Genomic DNA, 26,447 nt, shown 5'->3' on the forward strand with positions numbered 1-26,447 from the left:
TTTTTCTACACTCCATTCAAAAGCTTAGTAAATTGGTCAAATATATATTTTGAGTCATGTGGACCTGGGCTTGCCTCAGGATGGTATTGAACAGATACTATTGGCAAATCAAGATGAACAAACCCCTCAACAGTTTTATCATTTACATTTATATGTGTGATTTTTATTTTTTCATATTCTTTATATTCAATTGCATAGTTGTGGTTCTGTGAGGTTATATAAACCTTTCCGGAAATCAAGTCTTTAACCGGGTGATTTCCTCCATGGTGACCAAATTTCAGCTTATATGTCTTAAGTCCTAAACACAAACCCAAAAGTTGATGGCCAAGGCAAATTCCAAGAATAGGTTTCTTTAACTCAATTATTTGTTTCAAAGTAGAGAAGATTTCTTCTAAATCAACAGGGTCACCCGGTCCATTTGAGAATACAAACCCTTCTGGATTTATTTTCATTATTTGGCTAAGTGAGCTATTATATGGAAATACATACAAATCAAGACCTCTTTTTGAAAGTTCTCTCAAGATATTTTGCTTTATTCCAAAATCCAAAACAGCAACCCTCTTGCCACTGCCTTCAATTCTATATACCTGAGTGGTTGAAACTTCTTTTACCAAAGATGGCTTTTGTTTTTTATACTCAAATATTTTGCTCTGGAGAACCTCTTTATTATCGGTCTCTGTTGAGATTATGCCAAGCATTGAACCTTTATTGCGTATGTGTTCTGTTATAGCTCGTGTATCTACACCCTCAATTGCTACAATATTATTTTCTTTTAAATATTCATGCAATGTCTTCTGAGCTCTGAAATTTGAAGGCGTTTTACATGCTTCTCTGACAATAAAACCTTCAACATGAGGTTTGTATGACTCCACATCTTCACTATTTATTCCGTAATTGCCTATAAGGGGGTATGTCATTGTAACAATCTGGCCATTGTAAGAAGGATCAGTCAGCACCTCTTGGTATCCTGTCATGCATGTATTGAATACAATTTCACCAATTGTTTCGCCTTCACTGCCAAGTGAAATTCCTTCAAATGTCAGCCCGTCTTCTAAAACAAGTACCGCCTTTTTCATTTCCATTCTCCTTCTTGAGCATTTTTAAATAAAAGCGTACCAAAATATTAGCTTAAGTTCAATACTAAAAAGTTGTCAATTAAATTATAAACCAAAATGAATAAAAATACAATATCGAATTTATTTTTATTCGAAGTCTACATTGTAAGTTTTTATCCAAAAATCAAGCTGGATAATATATCCAAAAAACTGTGGGAGAGTCATTAGTTGGCCAAACCAAGGTTTATCTGAGGGGAAAAATTCTTTTTCTGTTATGTTTTCCAAGTAAGTTTTATCTATTATCTCAAATATAGGAGAGTTATTTTTTATAATCTCTAAAACCTTTTGCTTTGTTTTTTTGAGATACTCGGGATTATAGGTTTTAGGATAAGGGCTTTTTTTACGATTCTTTATTTCATTAGGAATAATTTCTTCAAATGAGCGTCTTAAAAGGCCTTTTTCAATATTTTCGAGATATTTAATCTTCCAAGGAACATTGTATAAAAGTTCTACAATTCTATAATCAGCAAATGGAACTCTTACCTCCAAAGAATTTGCCATGCTCATCCTATCTTTTCTATTTAAAAGCGTTACCATAAACCACTTAACATTCAAATAGTACAAAATTCTATGTTTTACATCTTCCTGAGAGTCACTATCAAGATAGTTTACTTTTTCAACCGACTCTTTGTATCTTGAATTAACATACTCTTCAAGCTCAGATTTTGAATATTTTTTCGACAGAAGATTTTTTCTAAATTCTAATGAAGGTGACCATGGAAATGTTTCAAAATTTTTGTAATCGTCTCTCCAATACCAAGGATATCCGCCAAAAATCTCGTCAGCACACTCACCCGATAGGGCAACCTTTGCATATTTTCTCACTTCATTTGTAAACAAGAGAAGTGATGAGTCAATGTCAGCCATGCCAGGAAGGTCATTTGCAACTGTGGCAAGGGAGAGGGCATTGCATAAGAGTTCATTGTCAATTTCAACTACAATGTGGTCTGTTCCTATACTTTTTGAAGCTATCTTAGCATAGGTGCTGTCTAAGGTGGGTTGATACTGATTGAATTTATAATATTTTGCGTTATCTTTATAATCAACAGAAAAACTTTTTAATCTTTTCCCTTCTTTTCTTAACTGGTTAGCAGAAATAGCTGTGATAATGGTTGAATCCAGCCCACCTGACAGAAAGCAGCATATTTCAAAGTCGGAAACAAGTTGTCTTGTTATTGCATCTGTGACAAGGTTTTTAACTATTTCAATGGTCTCATCTACAGTGTTGTCAAACCTTTCTGGTTTTAAATGCCAATATTCTTTTATTTCATATTTATTTTCGTTGTATATTACATAATGTGCAGGAGGAAGTTCTATGATATCTTTGAAAATTGCTGAAAATGGAGACCTAGCAGGGCAAAGACCTATAAGCTCAAAAATACCCTCTTTATTGACCTTAGTAGATATTAAAGGATGCTTTAGAAGAGCTTTTATTTCTGAACCAAAAATAAAGTTGCCATTTTTAAAGGAGAAAAATAGCGGTTTTACTCCTAAATGGTCACGAGCTATAAAAAGTTCGTTTTTGGTTTCATTGAAAACTGCAAAAGCAAATATACCATTTAGATATTTCACGCATTCTTCTTTCCATTGAATGTAAGAGGTCAACACAACTTCGGTATCAGAGTATGAACTGAAGTGATGCCCTAAGCTTTGAAGCATTGACCGAAGTTCTTGAGTGTTGTAAAGCTCACCGTTATAGACTATAATGAATTTTTCTTGACCATGAAATTTAATCATTGGCTGTTTGCCACCCTCAGGGTCTATAATAGTGAGTCTTTTGTGCCCGAGCAGAGCATGTTTAGTGACGTAGTAATCTTCTTCATCAGGTCCGCGATGACTAAGTGCATCAGTCATCCTTATTATTACATCGCGAAAGTTAGAAATGTCTGAGCTAAAACATACCCATCCACTAAATCCGCACATTTTTTCACAACAAATTTTAGAATTTCAGTATCAATATATTAAGCAAAAGGTAAGATGGTGAATAATGATGTTTTGGGTTATTGACATATCAATTTAGATGGTTTATAATAAATCTTGCGCTAGAAAAAGAAGATTTTAGCGGAAGGGTGTCCGAGTGGTTTAAGGAGCTGGTCTTGAAAACCAGTGACCCGCGTGAAGCGGGCCGTGGGTTCGAATCCCACCCCTTCCGCCATTTAATTTTTAATTGGAATTTTTATTTTACTGCTACAAAAGTGCTTGCAAGTTTTTTGATACATAGTGTAATATTATAATTGAGCAGGTTTTAAGGACCATGAAGAAATATGGTCTTTTTTTATTACATTTCATCTTGCCGTTATAAATTGATAGAATCAATTTCCTCATATTTCTTAATATTTTGTGATAATATAGTATTTGAGACCTAATAAAAAGAATACAATATACACAATAATTCTTTGATAATTTTCATTGCGAAAGGTGTGGAATGAGTTGAAACTCAAAGCTTATGCGAAAATCAACTTAGCATTGGATGTACTTTCGAAAAGGGAAGATGGCTATCATGAAATAAGAACTATAATGCAAACAGTTGATTTGTATGATATAATCAATATTGAAAAGATAGAAGAAGACAGTATAATTGTAACAACTTCAAGTGAAAATATTCCAACTGACAATAAAAACCACGCATACATTGCAGCCTCTCTTGTAAAAGAGCGTTTTAACATAAAACAAGGTGTGAAAATACATATTGAAAAGAATATCCCGGTTTCTGCAGGCTTAGCTGGAGGAAGTACTGATGCCGCAGCAGTTTTAAAAGGTCTGAACAAAATATTTGAGCTAAATCTTTCTGAGCAGCAGCTTATGGAAATCGGAAGAGAGATTGGAGCTGATGTTCCATTTTGTTTAGTAGGTGGCACAGCTCTTTGTGAGGGAATTGGCGAAAAGGTGATAAAGCTAAAATCAGCTCCTCAGATGAATATACTCATTGCAAAGCCAGAAGTATATGTTTCTACTCAGGCTGTATACGAGGCGCTTGACCTTAGCAAGATAAAGAAGAGAGCAAACATAGAAGCTATGATTTCAGCAATAGAAGAGGGTAATATAAAAGAGATAGCAAAAAACCTTTGCAACATTTTAGAGGTAGTTACAGTAAATCAATATCCAGTTATAAATAAAGTCAAGGACATTATGAGAAATAACAATGCTCTTGGAACTGTTATGACAGGAAGTGGTCCGGCTGTGTTTGGAATTTTTGGCAACAAGTATGATGCTTTAAAAGCTGCAGAGAGGCTTAAAGTATTCATAAAAGAAATTATATTGACTACAACGTGTGAAGGTAACTGATTTTAGTAATTTAATATTAGTAGGAGTTGTGATAAAAAATGAATGAAAAGAATGAATCACATTATTTTTTAATAGAGAATTATAAACCTCTGCGCGAGATTGTGTTTGAAAAGCTCAGGGATATGATAGTAAACGGCGATTTAAAACCTGGTGAAAGACTTATGGAGATAAAACTTGCAGAAATGCTTGGTGTTTCAAGAACTCCTATTAGAGAGGCTATAAGGAAGCTTGAACTTGAAGGGCTTGTTGTGATGCTTCCCCGAAAAGGTGCTTACGTTGCTGATATATCCAAAAAAGAAATAATGGATGTATTGGAGATACGAGCTGCTCTTGACAAGCTTGCGACAGGTCTTGCAGCCCAGCGAATGACAAAATCCGAAAAGGAACAGCTTAAAAAGGTTTTATATTCATTTGAGAAAAATTTTAAGTCTGGGAATATTGAAGGAATGATAAACGATGATATAAAGTTGCACGATTTGATATACTTAGGGGCAAAGAATGAGAAACTCCAACATATAATAAATAACCTTCGTGAGCAGATAACCCGATTCAGGATAATATATCTTAAAGAGATTTACAGGAGAAGTGAAAATCTTTTAAAAGAACACAAAGAGATTGTAGAAGCAATTATTGGTGGAGATGTTGAAAAAGCTCAGAAGATAGCAGAAGAGCACATAAAAAATCAGGAAATAGAGCTTATTAACAGTTTAAAATCTTAACAAAAAGGTGAATAATATGATAAATGCTGTAATACTTGCTGGATCTGATAAAAACAAATCAGGTACTCCTTATGAATGTAAGGCATTGATTAAAATTGGAGAAAAATTTTTAATAGAATATGTACTTGATGCAGTATGCAATTCCAAGCATATTTCGCGCAGGGTTGTTGTGGGTCCAGGTCAATTAAAAGAATTTTTGATTTCAAGATATCCACAGGTTGAATTTATTGAAGAAGACAATTCGATAATGAGAAATGCCAAAAAAGCGATAGAATTTTTGAACGACAACAAAAAAATTTTATTTTTAACTGCAGATCTGCCATTTATTACTGCTGAGGCAATAGATCATTTTATCGAAGAGTCAATTAAATCTGGAGCGGACATCTGTTATCCAATTGTTGAAAAGAGTGTAAATGATGAGAAATATCCTCAAATGAAAAGGACATATGGGACTGTAAAAGAAGGAACATTTACGGGGGGAAATGCTATTATAATAACTCCATCAGTATTTGAAAGGTGTTATTCACTTGCAGAAAAGCTTGTAGAAAAGCGCAAAAATCCTATTGCCATGGCACGACTAATAGGACCTACTATTTTATTGCTTTTTTTAACAAAAAGACTTTCAATCCAAAAAGTTGAAAAAAGGGTATCTAAGGTTTTCAAGGTTAAAGCTAAGGCTATTATCTCTACATATCCTGAATTGGGGCAAGATGTGGATAAAGACTCTGACCTTATGGTGGCAAAGTTATATCTTGAAAAAAAGAGGTAGAATTCCGATTGAAATTGTGGTATAATATAAAAAGTAGTGATACTTTTATCTTAAGAAGGAGGCAAATGAGAATGCCAAGAATTACAACAGATACAATAATAGCAGATGTATTGAGGATTGATAGAGGGACCATTCCAATATTTTTAAACAATGGTCTTCACTGTCTGGGTTGTCCTTCTGCTCAAGGAGAAAGCATTGAAGAGGCATGTGCGCTTCATGGAATAGATGCGCAAAAGCTTGTTGACGAGCTAAATGAGTATCTCAAAAGCAAAGGTCTTTTGGATGAATAAAAAAAGACTTTACATCTTCAACAAATCGTATTAAAATAGTAAGTGGTAGTGCGGGTGTAGTTCAATGGTAGAACACCAGCTTCCCAAGCTGGCAGCGTGGGTTCGATTCCCATCACCCGCTCCAAATGACAAAAAGGGGGGGTATGCTCCCCTTTATTTTTGTAAGCGCCCACGTAGCTCAGCAGGCAGAGCGTCGCCTTGGTAAGGCGGAGGTCGCCGGTTCGAGCCCGGTCGTGGGCTCCATTTTAGTTATTGACAATTTTAATTGTTTATGATAGATTTAAAAAGTCAAGCAAAGAAGGTTTATTTTTTTTTGCTAATTTTCATTGTTGAAAAATACAAGGTGTTGTTCGGAAAAGGAAAGAGGATAAGGTCACTTATAGAAGGTTTGTGATGGAGGTGAGTACATTAACATGGCTGCAAAAGGTGCGAGGATGATAATTCATCTTGAATGTACTGAATGCAAAAACAGGAATTACACGACAGAAAAGAATAAGAAAAATGACCCAGATAGACTCGAGCTTAAAAAATACTGCAAATTTTGCCGAAGACACACCATCCATAGAGAAACTAAATAGTTAAGAAAGAGGATGTGTGAATAATGGTGGAGAAGAAAAAGGTGGAGAAGGTAGTTGTAAAAACTCAAGGAAATAAAAAAAAGTTGAGTTTTAAAGAATGGTGGGGAAGGACTCTCAAGTTTTTCAGAGATGTTAGAATAGAGATGAAGAAGGTTGTGTGGCCTTCACAAAAACAGGTGGTAAAGCACACAATTGTGGTGTTGACATTTACACTATTTTTCACAGTGTTCATTTTACTTGCTGACCTAATATACGACCAGCTTATTTTCAAACTTTTATTGAAGATAAGATAAAAGGTAATTCTTAAGAAAAAAGGAGGGCGGGCTTTTAGCCCTTCAAAATGAGCGATAAAAGAGCAAAATGGTATGTTGTCCATACCTATGCAGGCTATGAAAATAAAGTAAAAGCTAATTTAGAAAAAATAATTGAAAATAGGAATTTGTCTGATAGAATTTTAGACATTAGGATTCCCACTGAGCTTGTTACTGAAGTTAAAGATGGAAAGAAGATTGTTAAAGAAAAAAAGAAATTTCCGTCGTATGTGTTAATCAAAGCTGTAATGGACAATGATATATGGTACACGATAAGAAATGTCAGAGGCGTAACTGGCTTTGTGGGACCTGAATCTAAGCCCACACCTCTTACAGATGAAGAAATAGAAGCAATGGGTATCAAAGAAGAGGTTGTGGAAGTATTTGACATTGAAGTTGGTGACAATGTGAAGGTTGTATCTGGTCCATTTGCTGATTTTTATGGGCCAGTTGTTGAAATAAATAAAGAGCGAAAAAAAGTAAGAGTAATGCTTAACCTATTTGGGAGAGAAACTCCTGTGGAATTTGATTACCATCAGGTAGAAAGATTGTAATACATTCTAAATTCAAGTTAAGCAGGAGGTGAAAAGTAGAGATGGCGAAGAAAGTTTTAACACAAATAAAACTTCAAATTCCAGCAGGTAAAGCAACACCTGCACCGCCTGTCGGACCTGCGTTAGGTCAACATGGTGTTAACATTATGCAGTTTTGCAAAGAGTTTAATGAAAGGACAGCAAAGGATGCTGGATTGATTATTCCAGTTGTTATAACTGTTTATTCTGATAGGTCATTTACATTTATTACAAAAACACCTCCAGCATCAGTTCTGTTGAAAAAAGCTGCAGGAATAGAAAGTGGATCTCCAAAGCCAAACAAGCAAAAAGTGGCTACGTTGAAAAGAGATGTAATCAGAAAAATTGCCGAACAGAAGATGCCTGATTTAACTGCTGCATCTTTGGAAGCTGCTATGAGAACTATTGAGGGTACTGCAAAGAGTATGGGAATTGTAGTTGAAGACTAATATTTTTTATACACACGACAGAATGTGGGAGGTTAATTTATAGCCGGAAATACCACAAAGGAGGTTTATTTAAGAGAATGTTCAGAGGTAAGAAATATCAAGAAGTTGCAAAACTTGTCGATAAGACAAAGCTTTATGACCCAGAAGAAGCAATTGAACTTGCGCTAAAAACATCTTATGCAAAGTTCGACGAAACAGTTGAGGTGCATGTAAGGTTAAACGTTGACCCAAGACATGCCGATCAACAAGTAAGGGGTACTGTGGTTTTGCCAAATGGTACAGGTAAAAGTGTGAGAGTTTTAGTGTTTGCAAAAGGTGACAAGGCAAAAGAAGCAGAAGAAGCAGGAGCAGATTATGTAGGTGCAGAAGAGCTTGTTGCAAAGATTCAAAATGAAGGTTGGACAGACTTTGATGTATGTATTGCAACACCCGATATGATGGGTTTGGTGGGAAGACTTGGTAAGATTTTAGGTCCCAAGGGTTTGATGCCAAACCCAAAATCAGGGACTGTAACAATGGATGTTGCAAAAGCTGTAAAAGAGGCAAAAGCTGGTAGAGTTGAATTTAGGCTTGACAAAACAGCGATAATTCACTGTCCAATTGGTAAAGTTTCATTTGGTAAAGAAAAACTTCTTGAAAATTACAGAACACTTATGGAAGCAATTATCAAGGCAAGACCAGTCGCTGCAAAAGGGCAGTTTTTAAAAAGTATTACGGTTGCAACAACAATGGGACCTGGCATTAAAATAAACCCATTAAAACCATTATAATGTTCTAAAGTTAAAAAAGTGAATAACCTACAACCGAAGACAGTAGGTGCAAAGTGCTTTTTAAAAGTACTTTGCTTAAAAGTTTGCCTACCGAGGTTGTAATTATTTGCAAGCCCATTGGTCAGATGTAGTATATATTACTTCTCATTGACCAAATGGGGAGGGATAATTACAGCCTCTTTAAGGTAAACTTAAAGAGGCTTTTTGATTTATTGTGTACAAAAGGGAGGTGAATTTATTGGCAAAGTCAAGAGCGGTTAAAGAACAACTTTTGAATGAATACAAGGAAAAGCTGTCTAAAGCAAAAGCTGGTGTGATTGTTTGCAATCATGGAATTACCGTTGAACAAGATACAGCACTCAGAAAGAAGCTAAGAGAAGCAGGAATTGAGTACAAGGTTGTAAAAAAGACTTTGTTTACCTTTGCTGTAAGGGAAAATAATCTTTCTGAACTTGAACAGTTTTTTGAAGGGCCTATAGCCGTTGCATTTTCGTATGATGACCCTGTAAAGGTTGCAAAGGTATTAAAAGAAGGTGCAAAAGACCTTGAAAAGTTAGAAATAAGAGGCGGATTTATTGAAGGTAAAGTGATTTCTGAAAAAGAGGTTGACGCACTTTCCAAACTTCCATCAAGAGAAGAACTTGTTGCAAAGATGCTTGGCGGCTTAAACGCGCCAATGTCGGGTCTTGTTTATGTACTTTCTGGTACAATTAGAAAGCTTGTTCTGGCACTCGATGCTATTGCTAAGAAGCAGAGTGCTTAACATAAATAAAAAAATTTAAAGTGGGAGGTTGTTTAAAGATGGCAAGCGAAAAGGTTCAAAAATTGATTGAAGAAATCAAAACATTGACAGTATTAGAACTTTCTGAGATGGTAAAAGCTTTGGAAGAAGAGTTTGGTGTTACTGCTGCAGCTCCAGTTGCAGTTGCAGCAGCTCCAGTTGCTGGTGCTCAGGCAGCAGCTCCAGCTGCAGAAGAGAAGACAGAATTTAACGTTATTTTAGCAGATGCAGGTAGCGATAAGATCAAGGTTATCAAGGTTGTAAGAGAGATAACTGGTCTTGGCTTGAAAGAGGCAAAGGATCTTGTTGATGGTGCTCCAAAGCCAATCAAAGAGAATGTTTCAAAAGACGAAGCTGAGCAGATCAAGAAGAAACTTGAGGAAGTTGGAGCAAAGGTTGAACTCAAATAGTGAATGTCAAATTACAGAAAAAGGGTAGGAGAAATCTCCTGCCCTTTTTCAATTTGATGGATGAAATCTTGAGTTTAATGTGATATTATAAATTACATATTATACTATTAAGTCAAGGAAGGTTGGGTTAGAAAAAATGAATGAAAAGTACTTAGAGATTATCCAAAAAATAAATGAGCTTACTTCTACCATGTCAGAAGCTTTAGATCATATCATGAATGTTCAAATTCCTCAGCTGAGGTTTGAAGATTCTTTTTATCTTTTAAACGATATCATTGAAGCTTTTTTGAGCATTTCAAGTGCTCTGAGAGTAATTCAAGATGAGTTTGACGTAGAAAGTCTTCAGAACACAGAAAATGAATTTCAAGAGAGGTTGAGCGAACTTCTTCAGATGTACAAACAGCCAGTAGCTGAAAAGCTTCTTGCCAAGTATCAAAACGAAATAATACCGGTTTATGAAAAATGGCAGACACAACTTCACAGGACAATAAACAGATACCAGGCATGAATCACAAAAAATGGCTGGCTTTATTTACCAGCCATTTTTTACTTATGTCATTATTTTTCAAAATATTTAAACTGTGAGTTGTAAAGATTATAATAATAACCTTTCCTCTCAAGAAGGTGAGTATGACTGCCTTCTTCAACAATTTGTCCATCATGGATGACAAATATTCTATTAGCATTTCGGATGGTAGACAGTCTGTGAGCTATAATAATTGAGGTCCTGCCCGATGTTAGCTTTTCTATAGCCTGTTGGATTAGGATTTCTGTTTGAGTATCTACCGCTGAGGTTGCTTCATCTAATATAAGTATTTTTGGATCAGCTAAAAGTGCTCTGGCAAATGCGATGAGCTGTCTTTGGCCGATAGAGAGGCGACTTCCTCTTTCGTTGACCTCTGTGTCATATCCGTTTTCCATTTTCATGATAAACTCATGAGCATTTACAATCTTTGCAGCCCTAATTACTTCATCCATTGTGGCATCAGGTTTTGCATATCGTATGTTATCCGCAATTGTACCAGAAAATATGAAAGTGTCTTGTAGCATTATGCCCATTTGCTTTCTTAAAGAAGTTAAAGTCACGTTTTTAATGTTATGCCCGTCAATCAAAACTCTTCCCTTTTGAGGATCATAAAACCTTGCAATGAGATTTATTATTGTGGTTTTTCCTGCACCTGTTTCACCTACAAGCGCAATTGTCTCCCCAGCTTTAATGGTGAATGAAACATCTTTTAAAACGGGTTTTTCCTCGTCGTATGAAAAAGAAACATTTTCAAATGTTATTTCGCCTCTAATTGGTGGTAAATCATATGCATCTTTAGCATCTTGAACATCCGGTTGGATATCAAGAATTTCAAATATGCGTTCGGTTGATGCCATTGCAACCAACAACTGATTGTAAAAATTAGATATATTATTGATAGGTTGCCAGAACATTCCAATATAATTTGAAAATGCTATGATTATGCCAAGTGTTGTATATCCCTTTCTCATCATCCAAATGCCAAAAAGAAATATGAGAACGCTTGAAAGAGTTCCCGTAAATTCTACGGTTGGCCAAAATAGATTGTTTGCTCTGATTGCTTTCATCCATGTATTTTTGAATGTTGTGTTTAAATTTTTAAATATTTCGGAGTTTTTTTCTTCTCTTGTAAAAGCCTGAGTTATTTTCATTCCTTGTATGCTTTCATGTATATAAGCATTGAGAGTAGAAGATTTTTTTCTAACATCTTGCCATCTTGTCCTTATTGAGTTTTTTAATATCATTATTATTGAGATTAACAAAGGAAGAACACCAAGTGCAACAATGGATAGTTTTATATCAATTGAAAGCATTATTACTATAATAGCCCAAAGGCTTAAGGTATCAACAAGCACGTTCAAAATACTATTGGACAAAAGTTCTGATAAAGAATCCACATCATTCAATACTCTTACCATTATTTTGCCTGCAGGTCGACTGTCGAAAAAGCTGAGAGACAGTTTTTGAAGATGGGTAAAAAGATGCATTCGAATATCTGAAACAACACTGTTGCCAAGTTTTGTCATGAAGATAGTTCTTATACGAAGACTTATTACGTACAAAAAGGTAAGCAAAATATAGAAAACTGCCTTATACAAAAGTGCATGGATGTTTCTGTTGGGAATATCAATATCAATAACCAATCTTATCAAATAAGGTCCGGCAAGATTGTAGAATGTAGCAAGTATCATTAAAAGAAATGAATATATAAAATACTTTTTATATGGTTTTATATATCTCATAAGTCTTACAAACTGTGACCAGTTAAAAGGTTTTATTATTGGTTCATCTTCTTCAATTCTAAGTCTTTTAATGGAATTACTCAAAACCTATCACCTTCTTTTTGTGTACTCAGAATATCTTTGTATTGCTGAACAAATATATTATAATATCTACCTTTTTTAGCTAAAAGTTCATTATGAGTTCCTTGTTCTACAATCTTTCCATTTTCAAGATAAAGTATCAAGTCGCAGTCTTTTACCATTGAAATCCTATGAGCAATGATAAATACGGTACAATCTCTGAAATATTCTTCTAACGCTTTACTTATCAAATACTCTGTTTCCATATCAATCGCTGATGTTGCATCATCGAGCACCAGTATCTTTGGTTTTTTTAAAAGAGCTCTTGCTATTGCAATTCGTTGTTTCTGACCACCTGAAAGACCAATTCCTCTCTCTCCAACAAGAGTATCATATCCATCTGGGAATTGGATAATAAATTCATGTGCCTGAGCAAGTTTTGCGGCGTTTATGATATCTTCAAGAGAAGCACTTTCCACGCCATATGCTATGTTATTTGCAATAGTGTCAGAAAACAAAAATGTCTCTTGAGGGATTACAGAAATTGCTCCTCTGAGTTTTTTTAGGTCATAGTCTTTTACATCTATTTCGTCTATTAGTACTTTTCCACTTGATACGTCATAAAAACGGGGTATGAGATTTACAATAGAAGATTTTCCTGAACCTGTTGGTCCCATTATAGCAACCTTCATTTTAGGTTTTACTTCAAAATTGATGTTTTCTAATACAAGATTTCCAGAGTGTTTGAAATACACTTTTTCAAATCTTACATACCCTTCTTTGACTTCAAATGGAGTTGGCTTTCCTTTGATTTTTACAGGTGTACTGAGCAATCCAAATACTCTTTCACAAGAAGCGTTTGCTCTTTCCACCATGCTTATAATCCATCCCAATGACCTCAAAGGCCAAATTATGGCCCAAAGATATCCTTGAAAAGCCATAAGTGTTCCAATTGTTATCGAATTTTTAATTACCATAAAACCGCCCAGTGCGAAAATAATCAAAACAAGTAATGATGTTATTGCCTCAATCATAGGGAAAAATTTGCCCCAAATTAGTCCAACCGTTATATTTTGTTCTTTATATTCGTCATTGGCAGATGAAAATTTCTCTATTTCGAAGTTTTCTTGAGAGAAAGCCTTTACAACTCTGATACCTGTAATATTTTCCTGAGTTGCTGTGTTGAGTTTAGAATACTTTTCACGTATCTTAATAAATTCCGGTCTTATGGTTCTGTCAAAAATATAAACCAAAATTAACAGTATAGGCGTTGAGAAAAGTAAAGCTACTGTTAGCTTTACATTTAAAATAAACATTATGGTAAGAGATATCGAAAAGTTCAAAATATTTTCAGCAAACAAAGCTAAGGCAGTGGAGAAAAACATTCTAATTCCTTCCAAATCGCCTGTCATGCGTGCCATGAGTTCTCCTGTTCGAGTTTTGTCATAAAATTCGTAGGTCTGTCTTTGCAAAAAATTATAAAGTGTTTCTCTGAGCTCATACAGTATATTTTGAGAGACATTTTCAAGTAAATATGAATGACCATATCTTATGAAACCTCGTATTAAACTTACACAGAGCATTGTTGTAACAAATGGTAAAAGCAAATAATACTTTTTCTTTGAAATTGCTTCATCAATAATTAATTTAGAAATATATGGATTTACCATTGCAAAGGTTGTTGACATAAAAATAAGAACAAATCCAAGAATTAAAAATTTTTTATATTTTCGAAAATATGGGGATAATCTTTTTAAATTGTTCACGTAAAAAGCACCTTCCAAATTTAAATTTTCATTTTTTGTCTACTTTGATACATTATAAACCAGATTTATGTGAAAATAAATATAAGAATTTTAATATTTAGCTCACTTTTTTAAGCTTTTATTGTTCTTCATAAAACCTTAAGCATTTTAATAATATTGTTTATAGATATTCGGGCGAGGATGGTAGAGCTATAATGCTGAACAATCTTAAAAGCTTTGAGAAAGGACTTTCTTTTAAAGAAGTTGAAGAAAATATGATAAAATATGGTATAAACGAGATTAAAATTGAAAAAAGAAAGAAACCTTTTTCAATGTTTTTAGACCAGTTCAAAGATATTTTGGTTCTGATTTTAGCTGTATCAACGGCTTTATCATTTTTACTTGGCGAGTTTTTAGATGCTATTGTTATCTTTTTTCTTATAATTTTAAACGGAACAATGGGATTTATTCAGGAATACAAAGCTGAAAGAGCTTTAGAATCATTAAAAAATTATATTTCGTACAAAGCCAAGGTCATAAGGGATGGGAAATTAGAAGTAATTGAAGCAAAATATGTAACAGTAGGTGACATTGTGGTTATTGAAGAGGGGGACAGAATTCCAGCTGATGGAGTATTAGTTGAAGGATATTCACTGAAGGTTGATGAATCTATCTTAACAGGTGAGTCTATAGCCGTGGATAAGGATGTTCACGATGAGAATAGGCTTTATATGGGCACATATGTAGTCAAAGGAAAGGGCTTAATGAGGGTTACTTCAATAGGCCTTAACACCAAAATGGGACAAATAGCAAAGGTACTTGGAGAAACACAGGAGATTAAAACACCTTTGCAAGTAAGATTAAACCAACTTGGTAAAATACTTGCTATAATTTGTATAGTTATATGTAGTATAATAGTAATAATGGGAATATTTAGAAAACAAAATATTTACGACATGTTTATGATAGGAATAAGTTTAGCAGTTGCAGCAATTCCTGAAGGTCTTCCTGCTGTTGTAACAATTACCTTGGCAATCGGTGTTCAACGTATGGCAAAGAAAAATGCACTTGTAAGAAAGCTTTCATCTGTTGAGACCTTAGGGTGTGTAAATGTTATTTGTTCAGACAAAACAGGGACTTTGACAGAAAACAAGATGACTGTGAAAAAAATAGAAACAGTCGACATGAGCATAGAGGTTGAAGGGTCAGGATATGATTTAAAAGGAAGGATTCTTTTAAATGGTCGAATTGTAAAGAATCAGCTTCTTGATTATATAATGATGTGTGCTATAAATTGCAACAATGCAGAGTTAGAAAAAATTAGAAATGAATTAAAAACAAGTGGCGATCCAACTGAAATAGCCCTTTTGGTATTAGCAAAAAAATACAAAGAGTATATAAAAAAAGAAGAAAAAATAGCAGAAATACCATTCGATTCTAATAAACGATATATGGGTGTAATAGTAAGATATGGTGATAGCAACATTTTATTTGTTAAAGGCGCGTATGAAAGCTTGATTGGAAAATGCAAGTTTTATATGTGTCAAGATGGGGCCATAAAAGAACTTACCTACCATGAAAAGAGGATAATTGCAAAAAAAAATGAACTAATGTGCAGTGCAGCATTGAGAGTTTTGCTTATGTGCATGAAGCTAAATTCTCATGATGTAGAAGATATGGTATTTTTAGGACTTATAGGAATGATAGACCCACCAAAAAGAGGTGTCAAGCTGGCAATTAACAGGGCAAGAAAAGCTGGGGTTAAAACGGTTATGATAACAGGTGATCATAAACTTACAGCATTTGCAATAGCAAGGGAACTTGGAATTGCAGAAAGCTTAGAAGAGGTAGTCACAGGCGAAGAAGTTGAGAAAGATGAAAAGTTTATTGAAAAGAATATTGACAATATTTCGGTATTTGCAAGAGTAGATCCACTTTCTAAGCTAAAAATTGTAAAACTTTTTAAAAGAAAAGAGAACATTGTTGCCATGACAGGTGATGGAGTAAATGACGCACCAGCAATCAAAGAAGCAGATATTGGTATTGCTATGGGAATTAGTGGGAGTGATGTTACAAAGGAAGCTGCTTCAATGATATTACTTGATGATAATTATGCCACAATTGTTCATGCTATTGAAGAAGGAAGAATTATCTATGACAATATAAGAAAGTTTGTTAAATATCTTCTTGCTTGTAATATCGGCGAGGTATTGATAATGCTTTTCACTTCAATGTTAAATTTGCCAATTGCACTCTTGCCTATGCAAATTTTATGGATAAATCTTGTAACAGACGGGCTTCCAGCAGCAGCTCTTTCTCTATCCAAAGGTGATCAAGACTTAATGAGAAGACCACCAAGACCTAAAAAAGAAAGTCTTTTTGCAGGTGGACTAATGCAAGAAATAGTAATAAGAGGATTTTCAATTGGTATATTTGCAACCTTGGCGTTTTATTTACCTCTTTTTAAAGGTTATGACCTTATAACAGCAAGAACTGTTGCATTTTCAACGCTTGTAATATCTCAACTCATTTTTGCATTTGAATGTTCGACAAATAAGAGGAATATATTTTCAATGTTGTTTGGAAACATATACCTTTTAATAGCTGTAATATCATCATTTGTTTTATTTTTACTGGTAATATATATACCACAGATGGGTATAGTATTTGGAGTAAGTCCCCTAAAAAGTCTAGAATGGGGTATCATCATAATCTGTTCATTATTTCCATCTTTGCTTCATAATATATTTGCAAAAAATATCTAAAGTGATAAAATTGAATGAGAAAGTTACTTGATAAAGAAATAACATTTGGAATTAAAATCATTAATAGAAAGGAGAATGCCAAACAAATGAAAATTGTTATAATTGGTGGAGTTGCAGCTGGAGCATCCGCAGCCACAAAAGCTAGAAGAACAAACGAACATGCTCAAATTGTGTTACTTGAGCAGGGAGAATATGTATCATTTGCAAACTGCGGTCTTCCGTACTATGTTGGTGGAACAATCCCAAAAAGAGATAGCTTACTTGTTGTAAGAGAAGAGTTATTTAGAAAAAGATATAACATTGATGTTCGTACGTTATCCCAGGCTATTAAAATTAACAGAAGTAAGAAAACAGTAACTGTTTTAGACAAAAGAAATAATACAACATATGAAGAAAGCTATGACAAGTTAATCATTGCAACAGGTGCAAGACCTTTTGTTTTGCCTTTTTTGAAAGATTGCAAAAACTCTTATACATGTTTTACACTTTACGATGTTGATGGAATAAAAGAGACTTTTTCTACAACTCCAATTAGAAAAGCAGTTATAATTGGAGCTGGCTATATTGGCATGGAACTTGCTGAACAATTAAATCTTCTGGGTTTGGATTGTACTATTGTTGAACTGAAAAGTTCTATTTTGCCTCAGTTTGACAAAGAGATGACAAACCCTGTTGTGTATACATTAAAAGAAAAAGGCATTAATATAAAAACAGGAGTATCTGTGGTTGATGCAGATGTTTCTGACGGAGTTGCAAAAAAGTTAAAACTTTCAAATGGTGAAGAGGTAGAATGCGATATTGTTTTTCAGACAGCAGGTGTGATACCAAATGTTGAACTTGCAAGAGAAGCTGGTCTTGAGGTGAACAGAGGAATTGTAGTAAATAGCAAAATGCAGACCTCTGACCCTGACATTTATGCAGCTGGCGATGCTGTTGAAGTAAAAAGTATTATCACAGGCAAAAATGTATGGATTCCTTTGGCAGGACCAGCAAACAAACAGGGAAGAGTTGCTGGGTGCAATGCAGCAGGTGGAAACTTGGAATTCAAAGGGGTAATAGGCAGTTCTATTATCAAGGTATTTGACTGGGCTTTGGCAAAGGTTGGGCTTAGTGAAGCAGAGTGTAAAGACCAAGGACTTGATTATAATGTGACTATTGTTCATCCTCTCCATCATGCAGGCTACTATCCAGGTGGCAAACAACTAACAATAAAACTTATATTTGACAATTCAAATGGAAAAATTTATGGAGCACAAGTTATTGGTAAGGAAGGAGTTGACAAAAGAGCAGATGTTATTGCAACTGCAATATATGCAGGTTTGACGGTATTTGACCTAGAAAATCTTGACCTTGTTTATGCGCCACCATTTTCATCTGCAAAAGACCCTGTTATAATGGCTGGTATGACAGCTTCTAATATAATTCGTGGAGAGGTAAAAAATGTTTTACCAGACAAAGTGTTTGAGTTTCTTGAAAATCCAGAGTATCTTATCTTAGATGTAAGAACACCTGAAGAGTACGAGTTTGGACATATAAAGGGAGCGATAAATATCCCTGTGGATGATCTGAGGTCAAGGCTAAACGAACTTCCGAAAGACAAAAAGATTATAGTTTATTGTGGTGTTGGATTTAGGTCATATCACGGATGTTTGATTTTAAAGGGAAGTGGTTTTGAATGTTTAAATATGAGTGGTGGATGGACATCATGGAAAATGTATTATCCTGATATGGTAGAGTAACTGGAGGGAAAAGAGTGAAAACATGTGCTATTTTGTGTGCAGCAGGCAAAGGCACAAGGTTTGGGGGGAATACCCCCAAACAATTTTTGTTTTTAAAGGGTAAAATGATTGTTGAATATTCTCTGGAAGTTTTTGAGAAATCACACTTTATTGATAAAGTCGTGTTACTTGTACCTCAAGGTTTTGAAGATATTGCAAAATATTTAAAGAATAAATTTAACAAGATTATTTCTTGGGATTATGGAGGAAAAGAGAGAGCAGACACAGTAAAAAGGGGATTGGAAATTTTAAAAGGTGAATGTGATGTTGTTGCAATCCACGATGCTGCAAGACCTTTTATCACTTTACAGCTAATTGAAAAGCTTGTAAAAGAGGTTAAGTTTCATTTTGCAGTGGCACCTGGGATTTTGGCAAATGATACTGTAAAGTTTGTAGAGGATGGTTACATACAAAATACATTGCCACGATCTAATATATGTTTGATACAAACACCTCAAGTTTTTAAATTTGATTTAATATACAGAGGATATGAGATGTTTAAAAATGAATTTTTCACAGATGACCTTCAGTATGTTGAGCAGTTAGGTATAAAGCCTAAGATAGTTGAAAATAGCAAGATAAATTTCAAAATAACAACGAAAGAAGATCTTATGATAGCAGAGGCTATTGTGGAAAAGGGATATTGGTATTAAAATATATTTTGAAAAGTTTTATAACTTTTTAAAAAGGTTGTGAGGCTGTGAAGGTATATGCTTTAGTTGGACCAAGTGGTACAGGTAAAAGCTATAAGGCAATAGTGGTTGCAAAAATGCTGGGAGCAAGCGCTATAATAGACGATGGTATTTTAGTTTACAACTCAAAACTTGTTGCTGGAAAATCTGCAAAGAAAGAACCTACATATTTGGCTTCGGTTAGAAGAGCACTTTTTATGGAAGCTGAACATGCAAATGAGGTAAAAAAGGCCATAAAGGATTTAAACATTGATTCTATTTTAATTTTAGCTACATCCAAACAGATGGCACAGATGATAGCAAAAAGATTGGAATTGGGAACTATTGAAAGGTTTGTTGATATCAAGGAAGTTTCAAGCGACCTTGAGATAAAAAAAGCAATAACCATGCGAAATAAAGAAGGAAAACACGTTGTACCTGTTCCAACTTTTGAAATAAAAAAAGACTTTTCTGGTTTGCTGATATATCCTTTAAAACTTTTTAAGAGAATTAACCTCAACGATTATATTGTTGCCGAAAAGACGATAGTAAGGCCTACCTTTAGCTATTTGGGCGAATATACTATTTCAGAAAATGTCTTGATTGCGTATGTTCGAGGAGTTATTAAAAAAAGCAAAGATATTACTAAGATACTTTCAATTGACCTTGCTATCAAGAATAATCTGTTGTATATAAAGATTGAGGTTATATTAAAATTTGGTTGCAACATAAAATCTATACTTGAAGAACTACAAAGAGAGATAAAAAAGGAGATAGAATATTATACCTCAATAAATGTAGAGTATATTCACATCATTGCTAAAGGAATACAAGTGTAGAGATATTTTTACTTGTATTTTCCAAGTTTTTCAGTGGCATTCAGTAGAGAGTTTCTTATTTCTTCGGTTACAGTATTATTGGCATTTCGATAGTCAAACTGTTTGTTAAAGTCACAAACGTTTATATAAATTCGGGAAAGATTATCAAGCTCAATTTTGCAAATTTTTTCGACAAAGTTATTAAATTCTTTTCCAGACATATGGTCTATGGAGTATTTTAAAAGTTCATTAAAATGATGTAAGCAAAATCCTTTTGAAGAAAGAACTTTTTGCTGAAATTCTTTCTGGTTTTTCCACATGAAAAAGAATACTTCAAAGTAATTTTTCATCCTTGATTGAATTCTTTCACAGATAATACATTGAGTAGAAAGATTTTCTAAGTATTGGATTATATCTGTTAATTTGTTTTTGTTCAAATTATGATTGCCAAAAAGTTTTTTGATAAACCTTTCTTTTTGTTGCGATGTTGGTTCTGAAAGATTAAAATATATAAGATTTTCAAGATGTTTTTTTATCTCATTGAGATGAGTTTCCAATATAAGTCCGTAAGGAAGCTTATTTTTTTGTTCAAGCAACATATGAAAATGTCTTCTGCAAAACCCTTTTTTGTTTGTCTCTATTCTTGTATCAACCTCCATAACACTTTCTCCAAGCACAATTTCAATACATTGTTTTTCAAAATTGTTTTCAAGGTAACAAAAAGCACATTCGCAATTTATCGAGAAAGCATCATTGACAGGAATCATATATATCTTTTCGTTTCCCATTTAAATCCAACTCCTTATATTTTTTCATTTTATTAATTGTTACCATTTTTAAAATAGTTCATAACATTTATTTTACAGCCATTTTCTCATTCTAACAACAAAGTTTTTTATAAAAAAGAATAAATATCTTAAAAAAGGGTATAAAATTTTTAAGGCAAAACTATAAAGATGGAGTGAATGTTTATGAAACTTACACCAGATAAATTAAAAAGGAATGTAGATTTATCCAATTTTGAATTTATAACCACAAATGAGATAGAACCTTTGAACACGATAATTGGGCAAGAAAGAGCCAAAAGAGCATTTGAATTTGGATTGAGTGTTACTACAAAAGGATACAACATTTACATGTGTGGTCCCACAGGTACAGGTAAGACAAGTTTTGCTGAAAATTATTTAAAGGAGATATCAAAAAACAAACCTGCTCCGAACGACTGGGTCTATGTCTATAACTTTGTCAATCCAGATTCACCTATTGCAATATCTCTTCCGAATGGAATGGGTAAGGTTTTTAAGAAAGATATGGCAGATTTTTTGGAGTATGTAATTAATGATTTAAAGAAGGTTTTTAATAGTGAGGAATATGAAAATGATAAAAACAATATTTACAATGAGTACCAGGAAAAGAGGACACAGCTTTTAGATAGGTTAGCTGAAGAAGCAAGGGAATATGATTTTGAGATAAAGTATACACCAAGTGGTGTGTATTTCATTCCTATTGTAAATGGTAGAGCGATTTCGGAAGAAGAATATCCTGAGTTAGAGAAATCTATTAGAGACGAAATAGAAAGAAAGGTAAAAAAGCTTCAACTTGAAACACAAGAAGTTTTAAAAAAAATAAAGATGCTTGAAAAAGAATTGAAAGAGAGAATAAAAGAACTACAAAAAAGGATAGCTGTCTTTACAATAAGTCATTATGTATATGAAATCAGAAACAAGTATAAAGATAACATAAAGATTTTGGATTATATTGATAGCGTAATGGATGACATTATAGAAAATCTTGATGACTTTTTAGACAAAGAAGAGGAAGATTCACAATTTCCTTTACAATTTGTTCCATACAAAAAGATCTCAAGACTTGATAAATATAAAGTTAATGTAATTGTTGACAATTCAGAATTAAATGGTGCTCCTGTTGTTTATGAAGTAAATCCCACCTATTACAATCTCATAGGTAAAATTGAATATGATAACGAGATGGGTAACATCCTTGTTACAGACTACACAAAAATCAAGGCTGGAGCGATTCACAGAGCAAACGGGGGATATCTTATCCTTCAGGCCAAGGATTTGCTGAGTTATCCACAAGCATGGGAAGCCTTGAAAAGAGTACTAAAAACAGGTCAGATATTCATTGAAAATCTAAAGGATATTTACGGACTTTTTATATCCCCTTCTTTAAAACCAGAACCTATACCAGTTGATTTGAAAGTGATTTTAATTGGCAGTGAGTATATTTATAACATCTTATACACATACGACGAAGATTTTAAAAAGCTTTTCAAGATTAAAGCTGATTTTGACAACGAAATGGATTACAATCAAGATAATCTCTATAAGATGATTCAGTTTATTAGTTCATTTTGTAAAAATGAAAATGCTATGCCATTTTCAAAAGATGCTGTCGAGAAAGTAATTGAATATTCCTGTAGACTTGTTGAGAATCAGGAAAAGCTTTCAACGCGGTTTAATGAAATTGTTGAAATATTGGCAGAAGCTAACACTTGGGCAGAACTTGAAGGAAGCAATGTGGTGAAGAAGGAACATGTGAGTAAAGCAATTTGCGAAAAAGAATACAGAAGTGCAAAATATGAGGAAAAAATAAATAGGATGATTGAGGAAGGTACTATTCTGGTTGATGTGGATGGCTACAAGGTAGGGCAAATAAATGCTCTTGCGATTTTGGATGTTGGTGACTATGTTTTTGGCAAACCTTCTTTAATAACAGTTACCACAAGTAGCGGAAGAAGTGGTATAATAAATATTGAACGTGAAGTACAAATGTCTGGTAAAACTCATAGCAAAGGTATTTTAATTATCTCAGGATATATTTCTCAACTGTTTGCTCAAGATATGCCACTTGCTTTAAACGCTGCTATATGCTTTGAACAGCTATATTCTGGCATTGAAGGTGATTCTGCATCAGCAGCTGAACTTTGTGCGCTGCTTTCAGCCTTGAGCAATGTACCAATTTATCAGGGGATAGCAATTACAGGTTCTGTAAACCAAAAGGGGGTTATTCAGCCTGTTGGTGGTGTGACAAAAAAGATAGAAGGTTTTTATTATGTTTGCAAGAAAAAGGGTTTAAATGGCAAGCAGGGTGTTATAATTCCACATCAAAATATTAAAAATTTAGTATTGTGTGACGAGGTGGTAGAGGAAGTTAGGAAAGAAAATTTTCATATATGGGCAGTAAAATCAATAGATGAGGCTGTTGAGATTTTGACAGGTAAAAAGTTTAATGAAGTAGTACTTTTGGCAAAACAAAAGTTAAAAAAATACTTAGATAATTTAGTGAGTATTAGTGATAAAAAAGATGAGTAAGAAAGGAGAGATATTTTGAGATGTCTATGGATATGTTGGAAGTTTTAAAATCTCGAAGAAGTATCAGAAAATATAAAAAAAATATGGCTATCGATAAAGAAGTTATTGAAAAGATAATTGATGCTGCAAGATTTGCGCCTACTGCAAGAGGAAATGAAGGTTGGGAATTTGTTGTGGTAACAGACGAAGATGTAAAAAGACAAATTGCTCAAAAAGCTCGATATGGCAAATTTATAGAAGATGCCTCTTGCTGTGTTGCTGTGCTTTATGAAAAAGATTTCGAATATATTTTAGAAGATATGTCAGCGGCAACAACGTACATTTTAATAGCTGCAAAAGCCTTAGGTCTTGGAAGTTGTTGGGTTGCAAGCTATAAAAAGGAGCATTCGGAAGATGTCAAGAGGCTGCTAAATGTTCCAGACGATTTAGAACTATGTGCACTCATTGCAATAGGTTATGCTGATGAAGAACCTGTAAGAAACAAAAAGCCCCTATCTTCAATACTTCACTGGAACAAGTACCAAAGAAAATAATACGGGAGGGAATTTCTAATTGTTTAGGGAAATTGAGATAAGAACAAAAGAGAGAGTTGACTTTATTGATATCACAAGTAAGCTTAAAGAAATTATTAGACAATCTAATATTGAAGAGGGACTAATGACAGTATTTGTTCCACATACAACTGCAGGCATTACACTCAATGAACATGCTGACCCGTCAGTTGTAAGTGATATAAAAAAGCAGCTTGAAAAGTTAGTACCAGTGAACAATGGGTATAGCCATAATGAGGGTAATTCTGATGCGCATATAAAGGCAAGCATAATAGGTTCATCAGTCAATATTATAATTCGAAATGGTGAGATGATGCTCGGTACATGGCAAGGGGTGTTCTTTTGTGAGTTTGATGGACCAAGGAGAAGAAAGATATATGTGTATATAAAATAATTTCGTAAAGTAAACTTTTATGTGCTCCGAACATCTTTTATGAATCTATAGAAAGAAAATTAAAATAGGTGTTCGGAGCAAAAACCTTTACATTTGACAAAGAAGAAAGCTTGTGCTAAAATATAATACGCAAAAACAAGCGGGTATGGCGGAATTGGCAGACGCGCTAGACTTAGGATCTAGTGGCAACAGCCGTGGGGGTTCAAGTCCCTCTACCCGCACCAAAGGAAAAATATCTTGACAAAAACAAATGAAATCATTAAAATATATAATTGCGATGCCGGAGTGGCGGAACTGGCAGACGCACAGGACTTAAAACTACCAAATATGGATGTAATTAGAAACTAAGAATTATCAAGGCTTTGAACATTTTAAATTTACACAATTGAGTAAAAAGGTCTGTTATGGTCATGAAATAAAAACAGGAGAACAAAGTATTATCCAAACGCAGCCACCAAACACCAAAAGAATAAAAGTAGGTGTGAGGTGGTTTTTATTATGCCTAAACAACTCAAAGTCAACAATTCAAATTCAGATTGGGAAGACGCATTACAGCTTTTCTTATCTTACAAAAAAGCACAAGGTAGAAGTGATTTAACGATTAGGGACTATGAACGTCACATCAGTTCATTTTTTAGACGTTACCCAGATTGCTTTAATGACACAGAGAAGTTAAGAAAGTGTTTGATTGAGTATTTATCGCAACCAATGAAACCAGTGACTTACAATCTAAGAATGAAAAACTTGAAAGCCTTTTTAAATTGGTGTGTTGAAGAAGGGATTATTCCGTCAAATCCCATTGCTAAATTCAAGCCAAGAAAGACAGATGACAGAATTGTTGAAATTGACATTGAAACACTTCAAAAGCTACTCCAGTTACCAAACAGAAAAACATTTGCTGGTTTACGTGATTATGCATTGATGTTATTGACACTTGACACAGGAATAAGACCGAAAGAAGCCTTTTCTTTGCTAAAAGACCATTTTGATTTTAAGAATTTGCAGGTTGTAATTCCTTCAGATGTAGCAAAGACAAGAGTATCAAGAGTGTTGCCAATCTCACCAGTAACAGCAAACGCAATTAAAAAACTCATATCTTCAAGACATCCCAAATGGGATGACAGCGTTCCTGTATTTTGTTCAGTATCAGGAAAGCCTTTAAACAGGTATAGATGGAATGAAAGAATGAGAGAGTATAGTAAACAATTAGGTGTGAAAATAAGACCATATGATTTAAGGCATATGTTTGCTTTGCTGTATCTCAAAAATGGTGGTTATGAATTGAGTTTGCAAAAGATAATGGGACATACAACATTGGAAATGACAAAAAAGTACGTCCACTTTACCCAGAAAGACCTACAAGAAATTCATGCTAAGGCAACACCGATTAACACTTTGCTAAAACAACCCTTAAACAGGGTTGGAAATATAAAAAATCAAAATAAAAAGAAGGAGTGAGTTTAAAGATGTTATACCATTTTTATGATGAGGAAAACAAAATAGACTTCTTTGTTGGCTACAGTGACGTGTTTAAAGACAATCAGGTTGCAGGTGGTGGTTGTTTAATTTTAGAGGAAATGGGCATTAAAAATGTTTATCTTCAAGTGAACAGAAAAATTGACAGAGACAAAAGAATAAAAGCGTGGTTTAAGCTATTAGAAGGGATTGATAAGGCTTTAGGAATGTTACCATCTCAAAGTAGTGTTGTAAGAGTGTATGCCAACGAGGACAAGCTTTCAGGTGTAATTGCTGTAGTGGACGAAAAAGAAGACGCAGAAGTTGTAATGACATACTGAGATAAAAAAGTTGTATGCACAAGTTTAAAAATTGTATTATGTAAACCTTATCAATACAGAACAAATGTTTTTGTATACCCAAACAGGGTATGGTATTAGAAAGAAAATCAGTAATACCAAGCAATTGAATTGATAGCAAAATGCACAATAAAAATGAAGTATTCACTATCATGTGACGTTATCACTACCTTTTATTTCAATAGTATCAAGCCTTTTA

Annotated in this window: 26 protein-coding genes, 4 tRNA genes and 1 other annotated feature; of the genes, 25 read left to right on the forward strand and 5 right to left on the reverse strand. The window is 34.0% G+C overall.

The window, feature by feature from the left end; genetic code table 11:
* Positions 1 to 5: 5 nt before the first annotated feature.
* Positions 6 to 1,076 carry a glutamine-hydrolyzing carbamoyl-phosphate synthase small subunit gene (carA, locus tag CaldiYA01_RS04855; RefSeq protein WP_207182061.1) on the reverse strand — a complete coding sequence of 357 codons (1,071 nt, stop codon included), beginning with the start codon at positions 1,074 to 1,076 and terminating at the stop codon, positions 6 to 8.
* Between the two features lie 126 nt (positions 1,077 to 1,202).
* Complete coding sequence (asnB, locus tag CaldiYA01_RS04860) at positions 1,203 to 3,038, reverse strand: asparagine synthase (glutamine-hydrolyzing) (protein ID WP_207182063.1); 1,836 nt, start codon at positions 3,036 to 3,038, stop codon at positions 1,203 to 1,205.
* A 140-nt stretch (positions 3,039 to 3,178) separates the two neighbouring features.
* Between asnB and CaldiYA01_RS04865 the strand changes: the two genes are divergently transcribed.
* The 15 genes from CaldiYA01_RS04865 (at position 3,179) to CaldiYA01_RS04935 (ending at position 10,557) form a co-directional block, all read left to right on the forward strand.
* Positions 3,179 to 3,270 (forward strand) — tRNA-Ser (locus tag CaldiYA01_RS04865).
* A 275-nt stretch (positions 3,271 to 3,545) separates the two neighbouring features.
* The gene (gene ispE / locus CaldiYA01_RS04870; RefSeq protein ID WP_207182065.1) at positions 3,546 to 4,400 is read left to right on the forward strand and encodes a 4-(cytidine 5'-diphospho)-2-C-methyl-D-erythritol kinase; all 855 of its coding nucleotides are present in this window, start codon (positions 3,546 to 3,548) and stop codon (positions 4,398 to 4,400) included.
* A gap of 38 nt (positions 4,401 to 4,438) precedes the next feature.
* Positions 4,439 to 5,119 carry a GntR family transcriptional regulator gene (locus CaldiYA01_RS04875; protein ID WP_207182068.1) on the forward strand — a complete coding sequence of 227 codons (681 nt, stop codon included), beginning with the start codon at positions 4,439 to 4,441 and terminating at the stop codon, positions 5,117 to 5,119.
* A gap of 16 nt (positions 5,120 to 5,135) precedes the next feature.
* The gene (locus CaldiYA01_RS04880; protein ID WP_207182070.1) at positions 5,136 to 5,888 is read left to right on the forward strand and encodes a nucleotidyltransferase family protein; all 753 of its coding nucleotides are present in this window, start codon (positions 5,136 to 5,138) and stop codon (positions 5,886 to 5,888) included.
* Between the two features lie 71 nt (positions 5,889 to 5,959).
* A complete protein-coding gene (locus CaldiYA01_RS04885; protein WP_013290320.1) occupies positions 5,960 to 6,178 on the forward strand; it encodes a DUF1858 domain-containing protein in 219 nt (72 codons plus the stop codon).
* A 50-nt stretch (positions 6,179 to 6,228) separates the two neighbouring features.
* Positions 6,229 to 6,302: transfer RNA gene (locus CaldiYA01_RS04890), tRNA-Gly, on the forward strand.
* A 43-nt stretch (positions 6,303 to 6,345) separates the two neighbouring features.
* Positions 6,346 to 6,421 (forward strand) — tRNA-Thr (locus tag CaldiYA01_RS04895).
* Between the two features lie 170 nt (positions 6,422 to 6,591).
* Positions 6,592 to 6,756 carry a 50S ribosomal protein L33 gene (rpmG, locus tag CaldiYA01_RS04900; RefSeq protein WP_013290321.1) on the forward strand — a complete coding sequence of 55 codons (165 nt, stop codon included), beginning with the start codon at positions 6,592 to 6,594 and terminating at the stop codon, positions 6,754 to 6,756.
* A 23-nt stretch (positions 6,757 to 6,779) separates the two neighbouring features.
* Complete coding sequence (gene secE, locus CaldiYA01_RS04905; RefSeq protein WP_207182072.1) at positions 6,780 to 7,049, forward strand: preprotein translocase subunit SecE; 270 nt, start codon at positions 6,780 to 6,782, stop codon at positions 7,047 to 7,049.
* 47 nt (positions 7,050 to 7,096) lie between these two features.
* Positions 7,097 to 7,621 (forward strand): transcription termination/antitermination protein NusG, encoded by a 525-nt coding sequence (gene nusG, locus CaldiYA01_RS04910; protein WP_207182075.1) that lies wholly within the window; start codon positions 7,097 to 7,099, stop codon positions 7,619 to 7,621.
* A 41-nt stretch (positions 7,622 to 7,662) separates the two neighbouring features.
* Positions 7,663 to 8,088 carry a 50S ribosomal protein L11 gene (gene rplK / locus CaldiYA01_RS04915; protein ID WP_013290324.1) on the forward strand — a complete coding sequence of 142 codons (426 nt, stop codon included), beginning with the start codon at positions 7,663 to 7,665 and terminating at the stop codon, positions 8,086 to 8,088.
* A gap of 77 nt (positions 8,089 to 8,165) precedes the next feature.
* Positions 8,166 to 8,858, forward strand: coding sequence for a 50S ribosomal protein L1 (gene rplA / locus CaldiYA01_RS04920; RefSeq protein WP_207182077.1), 693 nt, complete (start codon positions 8,166 to 8,168; stop codon positions 8,856 to 8,858).
* A 15-nt stretch (positions 8,859 to 8,873) separates the two neighbouring features.
* Positions 8,874 to 9,074 (forward strand) — a sequence feature (ribosomal protein L10 leader region).
* Between the two features lie 22 nt (positions 9,075 to 9,096).
* Entirely contained in the window at positions 9,097 to 9,621 is a 525-nt protein-coding gene (rplJ, locus tag CaldiYA01_RS04925) for a 50S ribosomal protein L10 (protein WP_207182079.1), read from the forward strand.
* Positions 9,622 to 9,659: 38 nt separating this feature from the next.
* Entirely contained in the window at positions 9,660 to 10,049 is a 390-nt protein-coding gene (gene rplL, locus CaldiYA01_RS04930; RefSeq protein WP_011917713.1) for a 50S ribosomal protein L7/L12, read from the forward strand.
* Between the two features lie 136 nt (positions 10,050 to 10,185).
* On the forward strand, positions 10,186 to 10,557 hold the full coding sequence (locus CaldiYA01_RS04935; protein ID WP_207182080.1) for a hypothetical protein: 372 nt from the start codon (positions 10,186 to 10,188) through the stop codon (positions 10,555 to 10,557).
* A gap of 50 nt (positions 10,558 to 10,607) precedes the next feature.
* On the opposite strand, the gene CaldiYA01_RS04940 is transcribed toward CaldiYA01_RS04935, so the two are convergent.
* Positions 10,608 to 12,401 (reverse strand): ABC transporter ATP-binding protein, encoded by a 1,794-nt coding sequence (locus CaldiYA01_RS04940; protein ID WP_207182086.1) that lies wholly within the window; start codon positions 12,399 to 12,401, stop codon positions 10,608 to 10,610.
* Complete coding sequence (locus CaldiYA01_RS04945) at positions 12,398 to 14,143, reverse strand: ABC transporter ATP-binding protein (RefSeq protein ID WP_207182088.1); 1,746 nt, start codon at positions 14,141 to 14,143, stop codon at positions 12,398 to 12,400. Before CaldiYA01_RS04945 ends, CaldiYA01_RS04940 begins: the two co-directional genes overlap by 4 nt.
* A 194-nt stretch (positions 14,144 to 14,337) precedes the next feature.
* Here CaldiYA01_RS04945 and CaldiYA01_RS04950 point away from each other — a divergent pair, with 194 nt between their 5' ends.
* The 4 genes from CaldiYA01_RS04950 to CaldiYA01_RS04965 all read left to right on the forward strand — a co-directional run bounded on the left by CaldiYA01_RS04950 (position 14,338) and on the right by CaldiYA01_RS04965 (position 20,175).
* Positions 14,338 to 16,887: a cation-translocating P-type ATPase gene (locus tag CaldiYA01_RS04950; RefSeq protein WP_207182090.1), complete on the forward strand. Its 2,550-nt coding sequence runs from the start codon at positions 14,338 to 14,340 to the stop codon at positions 16,885 to 16,887.
* An 86-nt stretch (positions 16,888 to 16,973) separates the two neighbouring features.
* Positions 16,974 to 18,626: an FAD-dependent oxidoreductase gene (locus CaldiYA01_RS04955; protein WP_207182732.1), complete on the forward strand. Its 1,653-nt coding sequence runs from the start codon at positions 16,974 to 16,976 to the stop codon at positions 18,624 to 18,626.
* 14 nt (positions 18,627 to 18,640) lie between these two features.
* The gene (gene ispD / locus CaldiYA01_RS04960) at positions 18,641 to 19,318 is read left to right on the forward strand and encodes a 2-C-methyl-D-erythritol 4-phosphate cytidylyltransferase (protein ID WP_207182093.1); all 678 of its coding nucleotides are present in this window, start codon (positions 18,641 to 18,643) and stop codon (positions 19,316 to 19,318) included.
* 47 nt (positions 19,319 to 19,365) lie between these two features.
* Positions 19,366 to 20,175 carry an Asp23/Gls24 family envelope stress response protein gene (locus tag CaldiYA01_RS04965; RefSeq protein ID WP_207182098.1) on the forward strand — a complete coding sequence of 270 codons (810 nt, stop codon included), beginning with the start codon at positions 19,366 to 19,368 and terminating at the stop codon, positions 20,173 to 20,175.
* Between the two features lie 8 nt (positions 20,176 to 20,183).
* Here the strand turns inward: CaldiYA01_RS04965 and CaldiYA01_RS04970 are convergent, their stop codons facing one another.
* On the reverse strand, positions 20,184 to 20,942 hold the full coding sequence (locus CaldiYA01_RS04970; protein ID WP_207182100.1) for a DUF6062 family protein: 759 nt from the start codon (positions 20,940 to 20,942) through the stop codon (positions 20,184 to 20,186).
* Between the two features lie 183 nt (positions 20,943 to 21,125).
* On the opposite strand from CaldiYA01_RS04970, the gene CaldiYA01_RS04975 reads away from it, so the two are divergent.
* From CaldiYA01_RS04975 to CaldiYA01_RS05000, 6 genes are all read left to right on the forward strand, one after another.
* Entirely contained in the window at positions 21,126 to 23,489 is a 2,364-nt protein-coding gene (locus CaldiYA01_RS04975) for an ATP-binding protein (RefSeq protein WP_207182106.1), read from the forward strand.
* A gap of 20 nt (positions 23,490 to 23,509) precedes the next feature.
* On the forward strand, positions 23,510 to 24,022 hold the full coding sequence (locus CaldiYA01_RS04980; RefSeq protein ID WP_207182108.1) for a nitroreductase family protein: 513 nt from the start codon (positions 23,510 to 23,512) through the stop codon (positions 24,020 to 24,022).
* A 19-nt stretch (positions 24,023 to 24,041) separates the two neighbouring features.
* The gene (locus CaldiYA01_RS04985; RefSeq protein WP_207182119.1) at positions 24,042 to 24,434 is read left to right on the forward strand and encodes a secondary thiamine-phosphate synthase enzyme YjbQ; all 393 of its coding nucleotides are present in this window, start codon (positions 24,042 to 24,044) and stop codon (positions 24,432 to 24,434) included.
* 139 nt (positions 24,435 to 24,573) lie between these two features.
* Positions 24,574 to 24,658 (forward strand) — tRNA-Leu (locus tag CaldiYA01_RS04990).
* Between the two features lie 274 nt (positions 24,659 to 24,932).
* Positions 24,933 to 25,892: a tyrosine-type recombinase/integrase gene (locus CaldiYA01_RS04995; protein WP_207182121.1), complete on the forward strand. Its 960-nt coding sequence runs from the start codon at positions 24,933 to 24,935 to the stop codon at positions 25,890 to 25,892.
* An 8-nt stretch (positions 25,893 to 25,900) separates the two neighbouring features.
* Complete coding sequence (locus CaldiYA01_RS05000) at positions 25,901 to 26,230, forward strand: hypothetical protein (protein WP_207182123.1); 330 nt, start codon at positions 25,901 to 25,903, stop codon at positions 26,228 to 26,230.
* The last annotated feature ends 217 nt before the right edge of the window (positions 26,231 to 26,447 follow it).

Source organism: Caldicellulosiruptor diazotrophicus (assembly GCF_017347585.1).
Classification (GTDB): domain Bacteria; phylum Bacillota; class Thermoanaerobacteria; order Caldicellulosiruptorales; family Caldicellulosiruptoraceae; genus Caldicellulosiruptor; species Caldicellulosiruptor diazotrophicus.